Genomic DNA, 19,423 nt, shown 5'->3' with positions numbered 1-19,423 from the left:
TATGAAGTTTTCTTATTTATTTCATCCTCATTCCACTAATCTGGAGGAACTATGATGCAGTATAAACTCACCCAGCCCCAAACGAGAATATGGAACAATGAAAAAATTCACGGCAATCCCGCTATGCACAATATTCTAGGCCTGGTGCGCATAAGGAAGAATCTCAGCTTGGAGAAGTTATCCCAAGCCATTGAACTGTTTATTGCCAATCATGCCGGTGTCACTCTCCAGATTAATGAGCAGAACGGTGAGCCCGTGCAGATTTTCAAACCATATGAGCCGGCACAGATCGACTTTTTCGATTTCAGCAGCACGGATAACCCTGCAGCCGGCTTCGAACAATGGATTGATCGTTTAAGACAGACCAGCTTCACCTTGTTGAACGGGCCGCTCTTTTATTTTGCCATGTTCAGAATCGGGAGCTTCGATATGGGCTATGTCGGAAAATTCCATCACATTATCGCCGACGGCTGGTCCCTGCAGATTGCCGGCGAATCCATCGCCCGCTATTACTCAGAGCTTGTAAATGAAATGCCATCAAGTGTTGAAGCAGTTCCATCGTATGTTGATGCTATAGAGCAGGAACAGATTTACTTACAGTCAGAGCGTTTTTTGAAGAACAGAAGCTTTTGGAATGAAAAATTTGCTATACTTCCCGAAACAATGGCAATGGCCAATCATTTGGAAACAGCCGCCTCCAGAAAGACTTGGACACTCGAGAGCGGCCTGTCTGCAGAGATCCGGACGTTTATAGCCGAACACCGGCTTTCACTTAATTCCCTGTTCATATCTTCCGTGCTCATCTATATGCATGTAGTTATGAACGAGGATGATGCCATTATCGGAACGCCGGTGCTTAACCGCTCAGGGAGGAAAGAGAAGCATACCTTCGGAATGTTCGCCAGTACTATGCCCTTCCGTAAAACTATTACGGAAACTGCAGAGATTGGTGTATTTCTAAAAGAAACGGCACGTGAGCTAATGGGCTGCTATGTCCACCAGAAGTATCCTTACAACCTGTTAGCCGGAGATCTGAATTTGCAGAAACATGGGCATGCAGCCCTCTTTGATCTTTGCGTCAATTATTACAGCATAAAATTCAGCCCGGAATTTGACGGAAGTCCCTATGAGAATACGGAAATATTCAATGGAAACCAGCCGTATAAGCTGCAGATTGTCATCAGGGATTGGGAAGAGAACGGTAAAATTGCTGTCGATCTCGATTACCGCATCCAGGAATACAGTGAAATCCAAGTGGATAAGCTCGGTGAGCAGCTATTGAATATTATCCGCTTTATAATTTCCCAGCCCCAAAGCCGGATCTGCGACATCCCTCTTCTTTCTCCCCTGGAATGCCATGAGCTAACCTATAACGTTAACGCCACTTTTTGCCCCTATCCTTCTGCTGATATTATCACCCGCCTATTTGAGGCACAAGCGGAGCGGGCCGGGCTGCAAACCGCATGCAGAATGGGCGATGCCGCCATAAGTTACAACACACTCAACGAGCAGGCGAACCGTTTAGCACGTTTTCTGCGCCGGATGCGAATCGGGCCTGGCTCGGTGGTCGGTATCGCCTCCCCTCATTCTTTTGAATTAATTACCGCTATACTGGCAGTGTTAAAAGCAGGCGGAGCTTTTTTACCCTTGGACCCCGAATCACCGGCGAGCCGCATCCGGTATATGCTGGAGGATTCCGGCGCTGTTCTGGTTCTGAGAGATGAAACGTTGACCGGCAGTTTCAGCTCGCCAGTTGAAGAATACATGCTGCAGGATGCAGCAATTTATGAAGCAGACGGCTCAAATCTGTCGCCCGTTAGCGGTCCGGGAGACCTTGCCTATATTATTTATACTTCCGGCTCCACAGGACAGCCCAAGGGCGTTATGGTGCACCATCAGGGGCTTGTCAATTACATCTGCTGGGCCAACAAGACCTACACGGATCAAGAACGGGAAGTGTTTGCTTTATACTCTTCAGTCGCGTTTGATTTGACCATCACCTCCATTTTCACGCCATTGATCGGAGGGCATCAAATCGTCATTTACAGGGATGACCGCTCTGAATTCGTGCTGGAGCGAATTATCCAGGATCAGGTGGCCAGCATTATCAAGCTCACCCCCGCCCATCTCTTGCTGCTCCAAGACATAAATTTCGATCGGACGAATGTCAGAACCTTTATTGTCGGAGGAGAGAACTTGAAGGTCAGCCTGGCAAAGAGCATCTATGAGAAATTCCGGAGAAACATCAACATCTATAATGAATACGGCCCTACCGAAACCGTCGTTGGTTGCATGATTCACCACTATGATTATGACCAAGACCAGCGCTCTTCTGTCCCTATCGGGCTTCCAGCAGACAATGTCATGATTTATATCCTGGACCGGTATTTAAGGCCGGCACCTGTGCTGACCAAGGGGGAACTTTATATATCAGGAGACGGAGTAGCTCTCGGCTACAGGAATAAACCGGAACTAACTGCCCAGAAATTCGTGGACAATCCCTTTATACCCGGCAAAAAGATGTACCGGACCGGAGATGCGGGGATGTGGCTCGAGAACGGGGTAATGGAATACAAGGGAAGAATGGATTCGCAGGTCAAAATAAGGGGTTATAGAATCGAGCTGGGAGAGATCGCGAATGTGCTCTCGGAGTATACCGGCATTCTTCAAACTGCCATCAAGCTTCTTGAACCAGACAACGGAAGTAAATATATATGTGCGTATTATCAATCGAATCAGGAGATCAACCAGGAAGACGTGGAGCATTACCTGTATTCCCGTCTGCCAGGGTACATGGTTCCCCATCACCTAATGCGTATCCCTTCATTCCCTTTGACTCCAAACGGGAAAATTGATGTAAAACAGCTGCCGGTTCCCTCCATCAACCAGCATTTAGATACGGCACCTGCAAAAGCGAGAGATCAACGGGAAACAATACTGGCCGCTGTCTGGAGGGAAGTACTGGAGCTGCCGGCTGTCGGAGTCTTTGACGACTTCTATACCTTGGGCGGTGATTCCATCAAAGCCATTCAGATTGCCTCCAGACTCAACCAGCAGGGCATTCAAATGTTAGCCAAAGATATTATGACATACCGTAATATTGCCAAGCTCGCGACTCATACCGTTACACCGAAGCCCTCCCCAGCTCACAGCGTCGCAGCGGGAGAAATCCGACTCACTCCCATCGTCTCCTGGTTCTTGAATCTGCAACTGACTGACCCCCACCGCTATACCCAATCTGTTCTGCTGCGGTTAACGGAACCAGCCACGGCCAGTATCCTTGAACAGTCTTTCCGTAAGCTGATCGCGCATCATGATATATTCAGGTTAAGCTATACACCGGAGAGAGGCTTGTTCTACAATGATGACCTCTCGCAGAAGCACTTCTGCCTGCATCTCCACACAAGCGGATTAAACGGTACCGCTTCGAAGGCAGATCAACGTCTTAACACATTCAATCAACTGGTCGGAGAGCTCAATATCTCAAAGCGGCTCCCCATTCAAGCCGCGTTAATTGAATATCCTGACCAGCGGCAGGAATTGTTGATTGTTGCGCATCATCTGGTGATCGACGGTGTCTCCTGGAGAATCATCTTGGAGGACCTGTTCAACACTTACCATTCGATGCAGGAGGGTAAAGACATTATGCTGCCTGATAAGAGCGACTCCTACCAGGAATACGCAGCGGCGGTCCAGGCACTGTCGGAATCAGAAAGCATCTATCAGGAAAGGGAGTACTGGCTTGAAGCCGCTGGTTACCGTACCAAGCTTCCTTTACCCTCCGGAATAAAGACATCAAGCTATGCCTCCCGGCAGACTATGACTGGTGAATTATCAGAAGGCGCTACAGAGGCGCTGCAGCGGGAAGGGGTCAGGGTCTTCCGGGCGGATGCCCAGGTCATGCTACTTGCCGCCCTGTCGGTAACGCTGAGCGATTGGGCGGGCCTTGATGATTTCACCTATGAAATCGAACATCACGGCCGGCACCTGGATGCACTGGATGTCTCAAGAACAGTCGGCTGGTTCACTACAATATATCCTTTAAGAATACGCGTACAGGGCACCTTCGAAGAGCTGATCCACCATGTGAAGACACAGATTCACAGCGTACCGAATTATGGAATGGGTTATGGCGTACTCAAATATTTGACCGGCGGGCTTCCCCGCGATAAAGAGCCCAGCCAGGTCCGGTTCAATTATTTGGGCAACTTTGACAGTCAACCTATGAACGATAATTATATTTATGTACATGATACAGTCCTTCCTGCTATGGGAGAGCAAGAAGCCTTGACTCCTGTGATTGAGCTCAATTGTATGATTGCAGAACATAAGCTTCATTATTCCATTCAATATAGCCGGGAGATCTATAACAGGGAGTCAATGGAAGAATTCAACAGGCTCTATTCCGCCAATTTGTTACGGCTGATTGACCTGGCGTCTTCTCAGACTTGTATCAGCTTTTCCCCGTCTGACTTTGAATGGGCCGGAATCAGCCAGCAGGACTTGGACAAGCTTTTTGAATAGTGATTCGGAACATTAATGTGATGGCATAAGGTTGCATGCCCCTTCTCGCTTTTTGCCGCACAGGGTAGTAAAATAAAACCACTATACCCGAATGGAGTGAAGATACATGGAACAGATTGCTAAGGGAGAAGGACGTTTCTATATCGCTGGTGACGGGAAGGACCTGGCCGAGATTACATACAAAGCGGACAAGACTACAGGTGATTTGGTGATTGACCATACCTTTGTCTCCGAGGATCTGCGCGGTCAGGGTGCGGGAGAGAAGCTTGTGCGGGCGGTCGTTGACCTGGCCCGTGAACAGAACGTGCACATTGTACCGGAGTGCCCGTATGCAGCGCATCAGTTCGAGAAGCATGCGGAGTACCGGGATGTGCTCAAATAGGAGGAAGCAAGATTGATTAAGGCTGATCTATTGAAACAAATTGAAGAGCTCCAGCAGCGCTGCGAGCAATATGAAGGGATCTCGCTGAAGCTGAATTGGGATATGCTGCGGCATCCGGGGGAAGCTGGCGGTGCAGAGTGGCTGCTAGCCTATGAGGGGGAGCTACTGACCGGATTCATCGGCCTGTACGGTATCGGCGGTGATATGGAGGTATGCGGCATGGTCCGGCCGGGCTACCGCCGCCGGGGGATCTTCAGTGGCCTCTGGAAGCAGGCAGAGACCATCATCCGGCAGGATAAAGTGAAGACACTGCTGCTTAACACCCCTGCGGCTTCAGCTTCAGGCAATGCCTATCTGAAAAACTTGCCGCTTACCTTCAGCCATTCGGAGTTTCAAATGAAATGGGATGGCGCAGGCAGCAAGGTTAAAGCCTCAGAGGCCAGCTCGGCTTCCGGCAATGTGTTGCTTCGGCCTGCACGCCCGGAGGAGACGCCTCTGCTCATCGCCTTCGACTGCGACGGGTTCCAGATGACTGAGGAGGACGCTGCTGAAATGTATGCGCAGCAGGAACAGGAAGCCTCCCAGGAGCATATCATCATCGAGCTTAGCGGCCAGCCCGCCGGGAAAATGCGCCTGTGGTCCGAGGACAACGAAACCTGGATCTACGGATTCACGGTGGATAAGAAGCTGCGCGGTCTCGGCATCGGCCGGAGTGCCCTGCAGCAGACAATCGAGCGTGAGCAGCGGAATTATAACGGAGTGAATCTGGAGGTTGCGCTGGATAACCCGAATGCGCTGAAGCTCTATGAGAGCTGCGGATTCGTCGTTCAGAGCCAGCAGGATTATTACACCCATCCTTTGAACAGCTAACCTGCCAACGAGTATTTCAAGAAACATACATTTCCTACAATTAAAAAGCATCCCTTCACAGTCAAATGACCCTGAAGGAGATGCTTTTCTTGTCTTCTCAAAGCCATCGTCTGCTTCTACATCAGCCCGTAGCCCCGCACCTGAGCTTCATCCCGGTCGCTGCGGCGGTTGCTGCATTTCACGCAGCCCTCCGCCTGTTCTTCCCGTTCCAGGAAGACAGACAGCAGGCGTACATAATCCAGCGATTCCTGCAGCGGCATGTCTGCTCCGTCATACAGCTGCCTGCGGCCATCCAGCAGCGAGTAGATGGCGATGGTCTCCGCCGGCTTCCCGTAAGCCTTATGGCAGAACACATTCGCCATATGCAGAAATCCGGTCATCACCTGCTGGTCAGCGTGTACCATGAATTTCTGGATATTCAGACTGCGCCCCGCCAGCTCCGAATTCCAGGCCAGCTGAAAAATCACCGCCAGCTCAATCTCAAGCTCCCGTACAGAAACATGCCACTGTTCAAACCGCATCACCGGAATCTCTCCGGTGTGACTGCCCGCGACAATCCGCATCAGCTCATCGGCCACTGCCTGCTTGACGTCCCAGTAATGCATCAGGGAAGGAAAAGCGTTGCCCTTCAGCGGCCAGCGGCGCTCCAGCAGAAACTGGACAGGCGTCTCCCGGCGTACCTCGGGCCGCAGACTGTAGAAGTCATTGAGCGTATGTCCGACTGCATATTGAACCTGCTGTCTCCAGCGGGGAAGCCCCGTAGCGGGAGCTCCGCTGCCGGTCACCTCCGCTCCGCCCAGCATGATATGCTCCATGCGGTAATCATTCAGACGTCTGTACCGGACAGCTTCAGCATCCGGCTTCGTTCCTGTGAAGTCTCCTGCCGCCGCGCCCATCCTTAAGAGACCGCCGCGCAGATCTCGATGAACTGGCGTCCATAAGTGCGGCAAGCTTCTTTCTCCGTTGCATTCGGACCGTATTCAATCTTCAGGCTGGGCTGCACAATCTCGGCCCCGCGCTCCTTCAGCTTCTCTTCAATCTGATCCACGGCCCCGCAGTAGATCTCATATCCGGTGTCTCCGCTTCCGAAGGCCGCTGCCTTACAGGAGCTGAGATCCAGCTCATCCAGCTCTTCATAGAAATCCAGGAATTCATCCGGCAGCTCGCCGTCGCCCCAGGTGTACGCACCCAGCAGTACTGCCTCATAAGCTTTTATCTCATCCGCATTGCAGTCCATGACCGATTTCAAAACGGCCTCTCCGCCTGCCGCGCGTATTCCTTCCACGATCAGTTCAGCGATTTCCTCCGTATTGCCCGTCAAGCTGGCATATGCCACTAGCACTTTAGCCATGACTTTTATCCTCCCAGGGTCCAAATGAAATGTATTCTCTATATCCAGCCTGCAAGCCGACTATGCCTTGCTGTGCTGTATTACCCTCATTCTATTTGATAATGATTATCATTGTCAATATATATAAAAAAAGCGCCACTCCAGGACATGACTTCTGCCCGGAGCTGACGCTGCTCGCTAATGTTATTGTTGATGCGAAATGTGAGGAATAATCAATATCCGCCTTCCAGCAAGGTAATTGCGTTGCCGTCGGGATCACGGAAATTCATCTCTTTACCGCCGTACTCCATGGTTGCCGGAGGCTGGCAATCCAGTCCTTTCGCCTTCAGCTGCTCGTACGTTTCGTCCAGACTGCCGCAGGAGAATACCAGATTAACGGTTCCTGTCGTAAGGTTCTCCCACTTGTCTGCATTCCATATAATGATGCCGGGCTGACTGGCGTCTATCGCAATTTTGGCCCCGCCTGCTTCTCCATAGCCCTCGAATGGAACCGGGATGCCCAGTACCTCCGAATAGAACGCTACCAGAGCTGCCGGGTCTTTACTGTACAGATTGATGCCGTCAAAAGCTGTAATCATAATTGTATCCTTCCCTTCATTGCTTGTGATGTGATCGGGCTGGTCTCAGCCGTCTATCCTCATTGTACTTCTGCCTGAATAGCTTGTATTGCAAAAAAACGACATCAGCGCCGGGCATGACTCAGCGCATCCAGCGGGGTTCTGCCTGCAAATTTCTTGAAATTGTTGATCAAATGCGACTGGTGACTGTACCCGTAGGTAAAGACTATATCTTGCATTACACCCTTGGTCTGAGGAGCACGGTACAGGTCCCGCCAGACATTCTGGAAGCGGATCAGATCGGCCACCTTTTTGGGCGGAAGGCCGATATGCTGCCGGAACAGCCGTTCAAGCTGGCGGCTGCTTAGGCCGGAGCTGCTCTCCAGCGCCCCTGCCGTCATGCTGCCTCTCGATGTAAGCAGCCTGTGGACTGCGTTCATCATCCCGTCACTGCTGCGGTTTCCCCGTTCCAATCTCCGCAGAAGGAACGCTTCAGCAGCAGCGATGCGCTCAGTCATTGTACGGATATGCTGGAGCCTGTCCCCCAGCTCCTTACGGAAGGTCTGGAAATAATACTCCACCGGCACATGAACATTCAGCACCTCTGTCAGCGGCTCGTCTGCGAACAGATGAACGGCCCAGAAGTGAAACCGGATGGCGAACCGTTGTATGGACGCAGGCTGTGCTGCTTGTCCTGTCTCGAACGGCGTGTCGTTAATTCCGCAAAAAATCCCGCCGGACTCCCCTGTCCGCTCATCCCATTCCCATATGATGTCCATGCAGCTGTCAGGTATGATTGTCTCCGTCAACTGCGGCTTCATGGGCAGTGCTCCTGATCCCCAGAAGCAGCGGATATACGGCTGAAGCAGCCTGCCCGGCAGATACTCGCCGCCCCCGGCCGGATTGGCCGTAATCGGATGATACAGCGCCGAAAGATTATACATCTGAGTGCAGCCTCCTTCCATTGCTGTAACCTTGTATTCAGATCATACACAATCCCTGTACGAAGCGCCAGAACGCCTCCTTTTCCGAGTGAAATGATCTGCCCTGCGTTTCCTGGTAATATTATACGACTGCTGCTTGTTGGCTACACTGGGAGTAGTCGAAAACCTGCAACCATTTTGTTTGTAGATGCGTGCTTAAATGTTGTACAATAAAGGCTAAATGACTTTTTGAAGGATGGATTAATAATGTATATAGCCAGTGATTGGAAAGACTATGAAGTGATCGATACCGGGGGCGGGGAGAAGCTCGAACGCTGGGGCGATATTATCCTGCGCCGGCCGGACCCGCAGATCATCTGGCCGCTGGCCAGCGAGAGCGCCAAGTGGCGGGATGTGCACGGACATTATCACCGCAGCTCCGCCGGAGGCGGGCAGTGGGAGATGAAGAAGACGATACCGGAGGACTGGAAAATCAGCTACGGCAAGCTGAAGTTTCACCTCCGCCCGACGAACTTCAAGCATACCGGCCTGTTCCCGGAGCAGGCGGCCAACTGGCGCTGGATGATGGACAAGATCGCTGCGGCTAACCGGCCGATCTCCGTCCTCAACCTGTTCGCCTATACCGGCGGAGCCACTGTTGCGGCAGCAAGTGCCGGAGCATCCGTCGTGCATGTCGATGCGGCCAAAGGAATGGTGCAATGGGCCAAGGAGAATGTAGCCCTGTCCGGTCTTGCCGACAAGCCGCTCCGCTTCATTACCGATGATGTATTCAAGTTCGTCCAGCGCGAACAGCGCCGCGGCAGCAAATATGATGCAATTATTATGGACCCGCCGTCCTACGGAAGAGGTCCGGGCGGTGAAATGTGGAAGCTGGAAGCCAGTCTCTATCCGTTCCTGGAGAGCTGCATGGAGATTATGAGCGACCGTCCGCTATTCATGCTGATTAACTCCTACACGACCGGCATCTCGCCAACCGTACTGCGCAACATGCTGTCGATGACCATGGGTAAGCGCTATGGCGGCAAGCTGAATTCCGGTGAGATCGGCTTGCCGATTACAGCCTCCGGCATGAATCTGCCTTGCGGGATTCTGGGCCGCTGGGAGGCGTAAGCCATGACCGGAACGAATAACGCAGCAGCAGGAGAATCCGGCAGCAGCCCCTCGCGGTTCGAAATTTTATATGAGGACAACCATCTGCTCGGCGTTGTGAAGCCCGTGAATATTCCCGTTCAGGAGGATGCTACAGGCGACCCGGATCTGCTGACCCTGCTGAAGGAAGATGTGAAGGAACGCTACGCGAAGCCGGGTAACGTCTTCGTGGGCCTGGTTCACCGGTTGGACCGGCCTGTAGGCGGTGCAATGATTTTCGCCAAGACCTCGAAGGCGGCCTCCCGGCTATCCGAGAGTGTCCGTACCCACGCCTTCCAGAAGGTGTATCTGACGGTGGTGCATGGTCAGCCTCCTGGCGCAGAGGCCAGGCTTGAGCATACGCTGCTGAAGGACGCGAAGAGCAATACCGTCCAGGTGGTCCGCCGGGGAACACCGGGCGGTAAGGAGGCTATTCTCGATTATACGGTCATCGGCAGCGCAGAGGGGTATTCCTTGCTGAAGATTGACCTGCTGACCGGCCGCTCCCATCAGATCCGCGTACAGCTAAGCGCTATCGGCTGTCCGCTCTACGGAGATCAGAAGTACGGCGCGGCCGTGAACAGACCGGGACAGCAAATTGCATTATGGTCTGCACTCACCCGCTTCCCGCATCCGGTGACCAAAGAGGAAGTGGAGCTGCTCTCCTTGCCTCCCCGGTCCTATCCCTGGAATCTATGGACTCCACAAATTCAAAAGCAGGCTATCCTTTAACGGACAGCCTGCTTTTTTTGAAATATAATAATTTTCAAATTCACTCGATATCTTATTCTTCTATTTCCCGCTGAAGCGATTAGTGTTGTTGCTTATACGGACTGTACGGAAGCGGCGCTCTCCACCGCCGGGGTAACAGCCATCTTCCCCATGAGATAGAGCAGCAGCTGCTGGTTATGGGAGGAAATCGGGTCCAGGGCTTCGGCAAAAAAGTCACTGCGGACCTTCAGTCCGCGCAGCGTCTCCTGCTGGCCTGTCTCGGTGATGCTCACCCAGACAATTCTGCGGTCCGAGACATCGCGTTCACGGATAATCAGATTATGCTTCTCCATCCGGTCAAGCAGCATCGTCACAGCCGCCGGGCTGGTCGCCAGATGAGGAGCCAAATCAGAAGGCTTCATCGCGTCACGCTCCTGCAGCAATTCCAGTACGGTAAGCTGGGCATCAGTCAATGTAGGGGCAAGCTTGCTGTCCATATGTAACTTATAGTCTTTTAATATCTTATGCCAGATTTTACTGAATTCAGTGGAGTGCACACTTATTCCTTCCTTTCCTGCGTATCTCAAACTGGTATATTTACTTTTTCGCCAGAAAACTTCCATTTCCTTCAAGGGTTAAAAAATAAAATCTTAACTGCAACTGTTCGCCCTAAATTAAAAGCGCGGGCAGCCAGTTACTCCTGAGCTGCCCGCGCCGTTCTGAGCGGTCTATATTCTTACTTGATATTACTTTACAGCCTGAAAAAGAATGGAAATCTCGTCCTTCTTCTCGACGGCAACCAGTTGCTTGCCTGTAGAACGGCGCTCAGCAATCGGTGCTGATTCAGAGGAGAACGAATGCACAGCCCCGCTCTGAGTGATGACGGTCAGCTCCAGCGGCTGCTTGCAGTAGAATGCACCGACCAGCCTGCTGCCGTTCGGACGGACACGCTTGCCCTCCTTGAACTCGAACGTTGGCATCCCTTTGCCTCCACGGCTCTGGGAAGGATAATCCACCATCAGGGAACGCTTGGCATAGCCGATGTCCGAAATAGCCAGGATCTCACCTTCATCCTCACTGACCCAGAAGCAGGAGACGACCTCATCTCCTTCACGGAGCTGTATCCCCCTAACTCCTGTGGCCACCCGGCCCATAGGATTCACTTCATTCTCACGGAAACGGATGCTCATGCCCTCACGGGTAACGAGCACAATGTCCTTGTCGTTGCTGCTCAGCGCCACTGTAATGATCTCATCGCCTTCGGCCACCTTACAGGCGGCAACGGCTCCGGAACGGCTTGTAGAGTACTCCTTGAGCTCGGTACGCTTCACCTGGCCCTTACGGGTGATAAAGACTAGACTCGCCTGCGGGTCCTCCAGATTGCCGACCGGCAGCATACTGACGACACCGTCTCCCTTCGCCAGTCCGATCACGTTCACGATGGCCGTCCCCGGCTCTTTCCATTTGAACTCCGGAATCTGGTGAACCGGAAGCAGGAAGTATTGGCCCTTCCGGGTGAAGACTAGCAGGCTCTCCCGGGTATTTAAATCCAGCAGCTTGACGATATGATCGCCTTCCTTGACGCCTGAAGAGTTACGCTCCCCGCCCGAGCGGGTGAAGGACAACATGCCGGTCCGCTTGATATAGCCGTCAGCAGAGAGTGCAACCAGTACATCCTCCGCATTCACCAGCACCTCCATGTTGACCTTAAGCTCCTCCACCTCTCCCTGAATCAGGGAACGGCGGTCGATTCCGTATTTGTCACGGATCTCCAGCAGCTCCTTGCGGATGACGGTAATCAGCTTCTTGTCGCTGTCCAGAATCCCCTGCAGAACAGCAATCCGGGCCATCATCTCATCCAGCTCCTTCTGAAGGGAGTGAATCTCAAGATTGGTCAAGCGGTAGAGCTGCAAGGTAAGGATAGAATCAGCCTGTCGTTCGCTGAAGCCAAACATCCATACCAGATTATTCTGGGCATCCTGACGGTTCTTCGAGGCCTTGATGGCAGCGATCACTTCATCCAGAATGTTCAGCGCCTTGACCAGTCCCTCCAGGACATGGGCACGGTCCTCCGCCCGTTCCAGATCAAACCGGGTACGGTTGCTGACCACTTCACGCTGATGAGCAATGTAGGCTTCAAGAATTGCTTTGAGTCCCAGCTGCTGCGGAGCCTTGTTGACGATGGCCACCATGTTGAAGTTGTAGGTGATTTGCAGGTCGGTTTTTTTGAGCAGGTAGGCTAAGACGCCTTGGGCATCCGCCTCCTTCTTCAGCTCCACCACAATGCGCAGGCCCTCACGGCCGCTCTCATCGCGGACCTCGGCGATCCCTTCGATCTTTTTCTCCAGACGGATGTTCTCCATGGCAGTCACGAGCCGCGACTTCACGATCTGAAAAGGCACCTCGGTAATCACGATCTGCTGCTTGCCGCCGCGCAGGTTCTCAATCTCCGTCTTGGAACGCAGATAGATACGGCCTTTGCCGGTGCGGTAAGCATCCATAATGCCGTCTCCGCCCATAATAGTTCCGCCTGTCGGGAAATCCGGCCCCTTGATGAAGGTCATGATATCCTCCAGGGCAATATCCGGCTTCTGCATCACAGCGATACAGGCGTCAATCACTTCCCGCAGGTTATGCGGCGGAATCTCGGTGGCGAATCCGGCAGAAATTCCGCTTGTCCCGTTCACCAGCAGATTCGGATAACGGGAGGGAACGACCACCGGCTCCTTGGCCGTATTATCGAAGTTGTCCTTGAAAAGAACGGTGCGCTTCTCAATATCGCGCATCATCTCCAAGGCAATCGGAGACAGGCGGGCTTCGGTATAACGCATAGCCGCTGCCGGATCATCATCCATGGAACCCCAGTTGCCGTGTCCGTCCACCAGCACATGCCCCATCTTCCAAGGCTGTGCCATCCGCACCATCCCGTCGTAGATCGAGGAATCCCCGTGGGGATGGTAGTTACCCATGACATCACCGACGGTTTTGGCCGACTTGCGGTAGGGCTTATCCGGCGTATTACCGGAATCGTACATGGCATACAGAATCCGGCGCTGCACGGGCTTCAGTCCGTCGCGTACATCCGGAATCGCCCGGTCCTGAATGATATATTTGGAATACCGGCCAAACCGGTCACCCACGACCTCTTCCAGAAAAGCCGGCAAAAATTGCTCTGATAAACTGCTCATTCTCTAATCACCTTCTGTTCCTCATTCTGTCCACGTTTTTAAAGATTGATGATCTGGCCGCTGCGCGCCTGAGATTCTCAATTCATTAGAACAAAATCGTAAATCGGATAGAAGGGATGACCGTAACTGCGGTGAGTTTTGGACTTTCGGCCGCTGTTGTCCCCAGATTTCTTGATTTAAAACCGCTGATCGCGGTAGAAATCCGGAGACAAAGGCGGTCGCTACCGCTCCTGCAGTTCCAAAATCCCCTCCGTTACTTCCCCTTCTATAATTTTTCACAATTTCAGTTCCAAACCCATTGAGAAAACATTCGCTATCACTTAAACCGATCATCAAAAAATTAAAAACAGCGGAAGTAATCGTCACTTCCCATTACTCTTACTCCTACTCCACTATTTCGGTGAAGTCGACGTTCTCGACAATCCAGCGCTTGCGCGGATCGACTTTATCGCCCATCAGGGTGGAGACGCGGCGCTCCGCCTTGGCGGCATCCTCAATCTGCACCTGAAGCAGCGTACGCGATTCGGGATTCATTGTGGTCTCCCACAGCTGGTCCGGGTTCATCTCACCCAGTCCCTTGTACCGCTGCAGCTCGAAATTCTTGCCGAATTCCTTCAGATAATTCTGTAATTCCTCGTCGCTCCAGGCATAGCGGATAGTCTCCAGCTTACCCGATTTGCGCGTCAGCTTATACAGCGGCGGCTGAGCGATATAGACCTTGCCGGCATCGATCAGAGGCTTCATGTAGCGGTAGAAGAAGGTCAGCAGCAGCACCTGGATATGCGCTCCGTCCGTGTCGGCATCGGTCATAATGATAATCTTGGAATAATTGCTGTCCTCCACGGCAAAATCCGGCCCGATCCCTGCGCCGATTGCCGAAATAATCGCCTTGTATTCGTCGTTCTTCAGGATGTCCAGCAGTTTGGCCTTCTCCGGGTTCATCGGCTTGCCCTTCAGCGGCAGAATAGCCTGAATCTTGGAATCCCGGCCCTGCTTCGCGGAGCCTCCGGCCGAATCGCCCTCCACGATGAAGATCTCAGTACGTGTAACGTCCTTGGACTGTGCAGGAGACAGCTTGCCGCCCAGGTTCGAGCTTTCGCTGCGTTTCTTGCCGCTGCGGATCTCATCACGGGCCTTACGGGCCGCTTCACGGGCCTTGGAGGCCTGAATCGATTTCTTCAGCAGGCTCTGCGCAACCTGGGGATTCTCTTCCAGGAAGCGGGCCATTTTCTCCGAGACAATGAAGTCCACGGCGCTGCGGGCAGAAGCACTTCCCAGCTGATCCTTCGTCTGTCCGACAAATTCCACATCCGACATCTTGATGCTGATGACCGCCATCATGCCTTCGCGCAGATCATTGCCCTCCAGATTCTTGTCCTTCTCCTTGAGCAGCTGCGTCCGGCGGGCGTAATCATTCAGCACACGGGTATATGCCGTCTTGAAGCCTGTCTCGTGCGTTCCCCCGCTGCGTGTAGGGATGGAGTTCACAAATGAAGCAATGGTCTCCGTATATCCCGCATTATACTGCAGCGCGATTTCCACCTCGATCTCGTCCTTCTCGGAGCTGAAATGGATCACATCATGCAGGACATCCTTGCCTTCATTGAGGAATTGCACGAACTGGCTGGCGCCGCCTTCATAAAAGAATTCATCCTGACGCCCGCTGCGCTCATCGCTCAGATTAATTCTGAGGCCTGAGTTCAGGAAGGCAATCTCCTGCACCCGTTCCGCCAGCGTATCATAGTTAAACGATATCCCTGCGGAGAAGACGCGAATATCCGGCTTGAAGGTGATCTTCGAACCGGTTTTATTCGTATTCCCCAGTATCTCAAGACCGGTTACAGGCTCACCGACATGCTCTTTGCCGTTCTTATCGACCCAGTATTCAAAGCGCTGGCGGTGAATTTTGCCTTCCCGGTAGATCTCCACTTCCAGCCACTCGGACAACGCGTTGGTTACCGAAGCCCCGACTCCATGCAGGCCGCCAGATTTCTTGTAGCCTGAGCCGCCGAATTTGCCGCCTGCATGCAGAATGGTGAATACCACCTGCGGTGTAGGGACTCCTGTCTTATGCATTCCGGTCGGTATTCCGCGTCCGTTGTCAATAACGGTCACCGATCCGTCTTTGCGCAGGGTAATATCAATCTTCGAGCAAAACTTCGCCAAATGCTCATCTACGGCATTATCCACTATTTCCCATACCAAATGGTGCAGACCCGAGGAACTCGTACTGCCAATATACATGCCGGGCCGTTTGCGGACCGCAACCAGACCTTCGAGCACCTGAATGTCGTCAGCATCGTATCCAGTCCGGGCTGCTTCGCCGTTCTTAGAGACTTTTGCAAACATATCGATCTGTTCGAGCATTCATGCTCCTCCTTCACTTGTCTTCCTATCTCTCTAAAAATGCAAACAAACGTTTTCGTTCACTTTGTACATTCTAATTCAAAATATCCCGTTTCGTAAAGACGGCGAATGAAATGATTACGGCCACAAGTCCCCAAATGCCCAGAACCGCCATCGAAAAGCCCAATGTCATGCCCTCAATCGGCGCGGGAGTGCCCGCTAAATAAGTAGTCAGCTCCATGTTGACCATAAATAAATATTTGGCCGCCGTCCAGGCGGAAGCCATGTTGGTCAGGATCGTTCCGGCAATCAGCGCTGCCATCATCACTACAATGCTCGCAGCCGTGCTGCGGACCAGAACCGATACCATGAAGGCCAGCAGGGCCACCACAATACTGACATACCAGATCAGCCCGCCCTGCATCAGCAGATACTTCCACTGCTCCACCGCATGAACCTTAGACATATCTACAGTATCACCGTTTAGCTGGAAGCCTGTGAAGACCGGAACATTGAACCCTTTATAGCCAAAAGCCAGCCCCGATATCAGATAGCTGATTACGAATACGGACAGGACAATCAGCGAGACGAACATCAGCAGTGCCGCCATTTTGCTGAACAGTACCTTCCAGCGTCTGACCGGGCGGGTCAGCAGCATTTTGATCGTGCCTGTCGTCCGCTCCCCGGAGACCAGGTCGGAAGCAACCGCCATGATCAGCAGCGGAATGAACAGCGAGACCGAATTATTGACAAACTCCCGGGTGAACGTCACTCCGCTCGGTTCGTTCGGATTCACATCATGATCCAGATAATACTGCAATTGCTGGAGAAAAATCCGCCGGTACGACTTCCATTCCTCCGGAATCCGGTCGCTGCCGAGCGAGTTCTGGTTGTCGGTAATTTGCTGCTGGATCTCCAGTCTCCAGTCAGAGTTAAATTTGTCACGGCTGCGCTCGGCTATGCGCATTTGAGCATAGGTAAACATTGGTACCAGCACGAGCAGGATGAGCAGGATGACATAAAAACGTTTCTTTTTGATAATCTTCAGGCACTCATTTCGGATGAGCGGCAGCAGGTTAGTCAATGGCTTCACCTTCCGTTAGCTTCAAGAATAGCTGTTCCAGTGTAGGGTTGATTTTATGCACAGCCCGGACTTCCACCTCTTGTGCAACCAGCACGGCAACAATCTCCGGGATCAAATCCTCGTCCATCGCCGTAACCAGGGAATTCACGCCCATGCCTGCGATGACCGAATCATCCAGAGTAACCTCATCCAGCTCCAGCAGCGCGATATCCGGCCGTATAGCCATGATATCTCTTGCCCGCTGAAGCGGCTCCAGCTCCCACAGGACATAAGGTGAGTTACGGGCAACCAGCTCGTCTACAGCGCCAACAGCGAGTACACGGCCTTTGCTGATAATGGCTACCCGGTCGCATAGCAGCTGAATTTCGCTCAGCAGATGACTGGACACAAAGACCGCCAGCCCTTCGTCAGCCAGCTTACGGATGAATTCGCGCAGTTCCTTGATCCCCTTCGGGTCCAGGCCGTTGGTCGGCTCATCGAGAATCAGCAGCCGGGGACGGCCGAGCAGGGCTTGGGCAATACCGAGCCGCTGGCGCATACCAAGCGAATATGTGCTTACTTTATCCTGAATACGCTGATCAAGCCGCACGATAGCAACGACTTCGGCAATCCGCTGCTCATCCACACCAGGCTGCATCCGCGCGAAATGCTGCAGATTCTCCCAACCTGTAAGGTACGTATACACCTCGGGATTCTCGACGATGGAGCCGACATATTGCAGCGCTTTTTCCGGATTCCGGTTCACATTGTAGCCGCAGACGGTAATCGTCCCTTCGCTCGGGCGGATCAGGTCCACCAGCATGCGGATGGTTGTGGTTTTGCCGGCTCCATTCGGACCGAGAAAGCCGAAGATCTCCCCTTTTTTAACGTCAAACGTAACATCATCTATAATCCATTTGCGGCCGATTTTTTTGCGGACTCCCCGGGCAGACAGAACGACTTCTTCCCCCGGTGTCTCATGAATAGTTCTCGCCATCTTATACAGCTCCTTGCCACAGTCATTTCTGTTCAAAAAATTATTTTGTCAACGAACCGCTTGTACAATGCGCTCGCTCATCCGCTGATAACCGTCCCCGTTCGGGTGAAAATGATCGTTCGACAGGTATTTTGCCAAATGACGGTCAAACAGGTCAAAGGTCGGGACCAGTGTCATGTTCTGATGTCTGTTGATCATATCCATGGCCGCATTATTCCACGCCGTTACCGCCTGATTGCCGGGAATAAGCAGTCCCTCGATATCTCCGAAGGGATTATACAGTCCAATGTAATAGACCTGTGCCTGTGGATTCACCTTTGCAACCGTATCCAGTATGCTGCCCAGCCGTTTGGCGGCCCCAGGCAGAGCGGAGAGGAGCGATTCCGGGGTCAGCTCACCCGCAGACGCGGTTGGAACCGGCGCTACGCCTTCTACCTTGTTATTGGCAGGGGCTTCCGGGGTCTGTGGTGCTGCTTCCTCCGAAGGCTTCGCAGAGGCGGCTACTTGTCCGCTGCTCCCGCCTGTGCCCAGAATATCCGAGCCCCGGAACAGGTCATTCCCGCCAATGGAGATCAGGATGACATTCGCCTGACGCAGCGCGTACTGCACTCCTTCCTCCTGAAGCTTGCTCTCCAAGGCGGCCGTAGTCAGTCCGTTAATACCCATGTTCCCCAGCAGCTCTGCCTTTCCTCCATTGGCCGACAAGGCGTCCACGGTCCGTTTAACGAACCCTTGCCCGGAGTTGTCACCGGTCCCTTTGGCCAAAGAATCGCCAAGCGCCAGAATCTTGTATTCGTCACTTGCCGCGGCTGCCGGTGCAGCCGTCTCTTGCGGGAGGGAGGAGAGCAATGGCTCCCCCTTGGGATTCAAAATATCGCTCACCGCATAAACAAATCCTGTGATCAACAGTAAAGTTGCCAGGATGGACACCAGACTCACTGTCCTCCAGGTCCATTTGGAATCATTCAATGCTATCCCTCCATCTGCCGTACTCTTCTGCCTCGCCCTTTATTCACACCATTATTAACTATGTAGATAAACATAATTCTTCTTTGGAGAATTTGCAAACGAAAGGGGTGAGTTTAGGTGGGGGCGCGGCTGCGGTGATTTTGGACTTACGGCCGCTGTTGTCTTTGGATTTCCTGATTCAAACCGCTACTCGCTGTAGAAATCCAAAGACAAAGGCGGACGCATTCGCTCCTACAGCTCCAAAATCCCCTCCGCCGCTTCACACCTAAACGGTGGAAGCAGCAAGGGCGGCACGATAGCGCTGCGCTGATCGTGCGAGAGCAATATTACTTCTATATCCTAAAAATCATAAAACCGCCCCCCGGCATTGCCGGAGGGCGGAGTTAACGTTAC

16 protein-coding genes are annotated in these 19,423 nt (G+C 52.7%); 5 read left to right on the top strand and 11 right to left on the bottom strand.

What is annotated here, in order from left to right; all coding sequences use genetic code 11:
• The first annotated feature begins 51 nt into the window (after nt 1-51).
• The 3 genes from ACFSX3_RS15575 to ACFSX3_RS15565 all read left to right on the top strand — a co-directional run bounded on the left by ACFSX3_RS15575 (nt 52) and on the right by ACFSX3_RS15565 (nt 5,776).
• Complete coding sequence (locus ACFSX3_RS15575) at nt 52-4,524, top strand: non-ribosomal peptide synthetase (protein WP_209993097.1); 4,473 nt, start codon at nt 52-54, stop codon at nt 4,522-4,524.
• A gap of 106 nt (nt 4,525-4,630) precedes the next feature.
• Entirely contained in the window at nt 4,631-4,906 is a 276-nt protein-coding gene (locus tag ACFSX3_RS15570; protein ID WP_209993095.1) for a GNAT family N-acetyltransferase, read from the top strand.
• A gap of 12 nt (nt 4,907-4,918) precedes the next feature.
• On the top strand, nt 4,919-5,776 hold the full coding sequence (locus ACFSX3_RS15565; RefSeq protein ID WP_209993093.1) for a GNAT family N-acetyltransferase: 858 nt from the start codon (nt 4,919-4,921) through the stop codon (nt 5,774-5,776).
• A 116-nt stretch (nt 5,777-5,892) separates the two neighbouring features.
• Here the strand turns inward: ACFSX3_RS15565 and ACFSX3_RS15560 are convergent, their stop codons facing one another.
• The 4 genes from ACFSX3_RS15560 to ACFSX3_RS15545 all read right to left on the bottom strand — a co-directional run bounded on the left by ACFSX3_RS15560 (nt 5,893) and on the right by ACFSX3_RS15545 (nt 8,628).
• Nucleotides 5,893-6,726 carry a hypothetical protein gene (locus ACFSX3_RS15560; protein ID WP_209993092.1) on the bottom strand — a complete coding sequence of 278 codons (834 nt, stop codon included), beginning with the start codon at nt 6,724-6,726 and terminating at the stop codon, nt 5,893-5,895.
• Nucleotides 6,675-7,127 (bottom strand): flavodoxin, encoded by a 453-nt coding sequence (locus ACFSX3_RS15555; RefSeq protein ID WP_209993091.1) that lies wholly within the window; start codon nt 7,125-7,127, stop codon nt 6,675-6,677. Before ACFSX3_RS15555 ends, ACFSX3_RS15560 begins: the two co-directional genes overlap by 52 nt.
• Nucleotides 7,128-7,339: 212 nt before the next feature.
• Nucleotides 7,340-7,705, bottom strand: a complete 366-nt coding sequence (locus ACFSX3_RS15550) for a VOC family protein (protein WP_209993089.1) — start codon at nt 7,703-7,705, stop codon at nt 7,340-7,342.
• 104 nt (nt 7,706-7,809) lie between these two features.
• Nucleotides 7,810-8,628: a helix-turn-helix domain-containing protein gene (locus ACFSX3_RS15545; protein WP_209993088.1), complete on the bottom strand. Its 819-nt coding sequence runs from the start codon at nt 8,626-8,628 to the stop codon at nt 7,810-7,812.
• A 246-nt stretch (nt 8,629-8,874) separates the two neighbouring features.
• On the opposite strand from ACFSX3_RS15545, the gene ACFSX3_RS15540 reads away from it, so the two are divergent.
• Both ACFSX3_RS15540 and ACFSX3_RS15535 read left to right on the top strand, forming a co-directional pair.
• On the top strand, nt 8,875-9,738 hold the full coding sequence (locus ACFSX3_RS15540) for a class I SAM-dependent methyltransferase (RefSeq protein WP_209993087.1): 864 nt from the start codon (nt 8,875-8,877) through the stop codon (nt 9,736-9,738).
• A gap of 3 nt (nt 9,739-9,741) precedes the next feature.
• A complete protein-coding gene (locus tag ACFSX3_RS15535) occupies nt 9,742-10,488 on the top strand; it encodes an RluA family pseudouridine synthase (RefSeq protein WP_209993086.1) in 747 nt (248 codons plus the stop codon).
• A 92-nt stretch (nt 10,489-10,580) separates the two neighbouring features.
• Here the strand turns inward: ACFSX3_RS15535 and ACFSX3_RS15530 are convergent, their stop codons facing one another.
• The 7 genes from ACFSX3_RS15530 to ACFSX3_RS15500 form a co-directional block, all read right to left on the bottom strand.
• Entirely contained in the window at nt 10,581-11,024 is a 444-nt protein-coding gene (locus ACFSX3_RS15530; protein ID WP_209993085.1) for a MarR family winged helix-turn-helix transcriptional regulator, read from the bottom strand.
• Nucleotides 11,025-11,213: 189 nt separating this feature from the next.
• On the bottom strand, nt 11,214-13,655 hold the full coding sequence (gene gyrA, locus ACFSX3_RS15525; protein ID WP_209993084.1) for a DNA gyrase subunit A: 2,442 nt from the start codon (nt 13,653-13,655) through the stop codon (nt 11,214-11,216).
• Between the two features lie 21 nt (nt 13,656-13,676).
• Complete coding sequence (locus ACFSX3_RS15520) at nt 13,677-14,021, bottom strand: hypothetical protein (RefSeq protein ID WP_209993083.1); 345 nt, start codon at nt 14,019-14,021, stop codon at nt 13,677-13,679.
• Between the two features lie 18 nt (nt 14,022-14,039).
• The gene (gene parE, locus ACFSX3_RS15515) at nt 14,040-16,022 is read right to left on the bottom strand and encodes a DNA topoisomerase IV subunit B (protein ID WP_209993082.1); all 1,983 of its coding nucleotides are present in this window, start codon (nt 16,020-16,022) and stop codon (nt 14,040-14,042) included.
• A gap of 73 nt (nt 16,023-16,095) precedes the next feature.
• Complete coding sequence (locus ACFSX3_RS15510; protein ID WP_209993081.1) at nt 16,096-17,085, bottom strand: ABC transporter permease; 990 nt, start codon at nt 17,083-17,085, stop codon at nt 16,096-16,098.
• On the bottom strand, nt 17,078-18,061 hold the full coding sequence (locus ACFSX3_RS15505) for an ABC transporter ATP-binding protein (RefSeq protein ID WP_209993080.1): 984 nt from the start codon (nt 18,059-18,061) through the stop codon (nt 17,078-17,080). The genes ACFSX3_RS15510 and ACFSX3_RS15505 overlap by 8 nt, the downstream gene beginning before the upstream one ends.
• A gap of 48 nt (nt 18,062-18,109) precedes the next feature.
• Nucleotides 18,110-19,030, bottom strand: a complete 921-nt coding sequence (locus tag ACFSX3_RS15500) for a GDSL-type esterase/lipase family protein (protein ID WP_209993079.1) — start codon at nt 19,028-19,030, stop codon at nt 18,110-18,112.
• Nucleotides 19,031-19,423 lie beyond the last annotated feature (393 nt).

The organism is Paenibacillus rhizoplanae (genome assembly GCF_042684125.1).
Taxonomy (GTDB): Bacteria; Bacillota; Bacilli; order Paenibacillales; family Paenibacillaceae; genus Paenibacillus_AQ; species Paenibacillus_AQ rhizoplanae.
The sequence above is the reverse complement of the archived record's forward strand: the minus strand, read 5'-3'. Positions and strand labels throughout refer to the sequence as shown.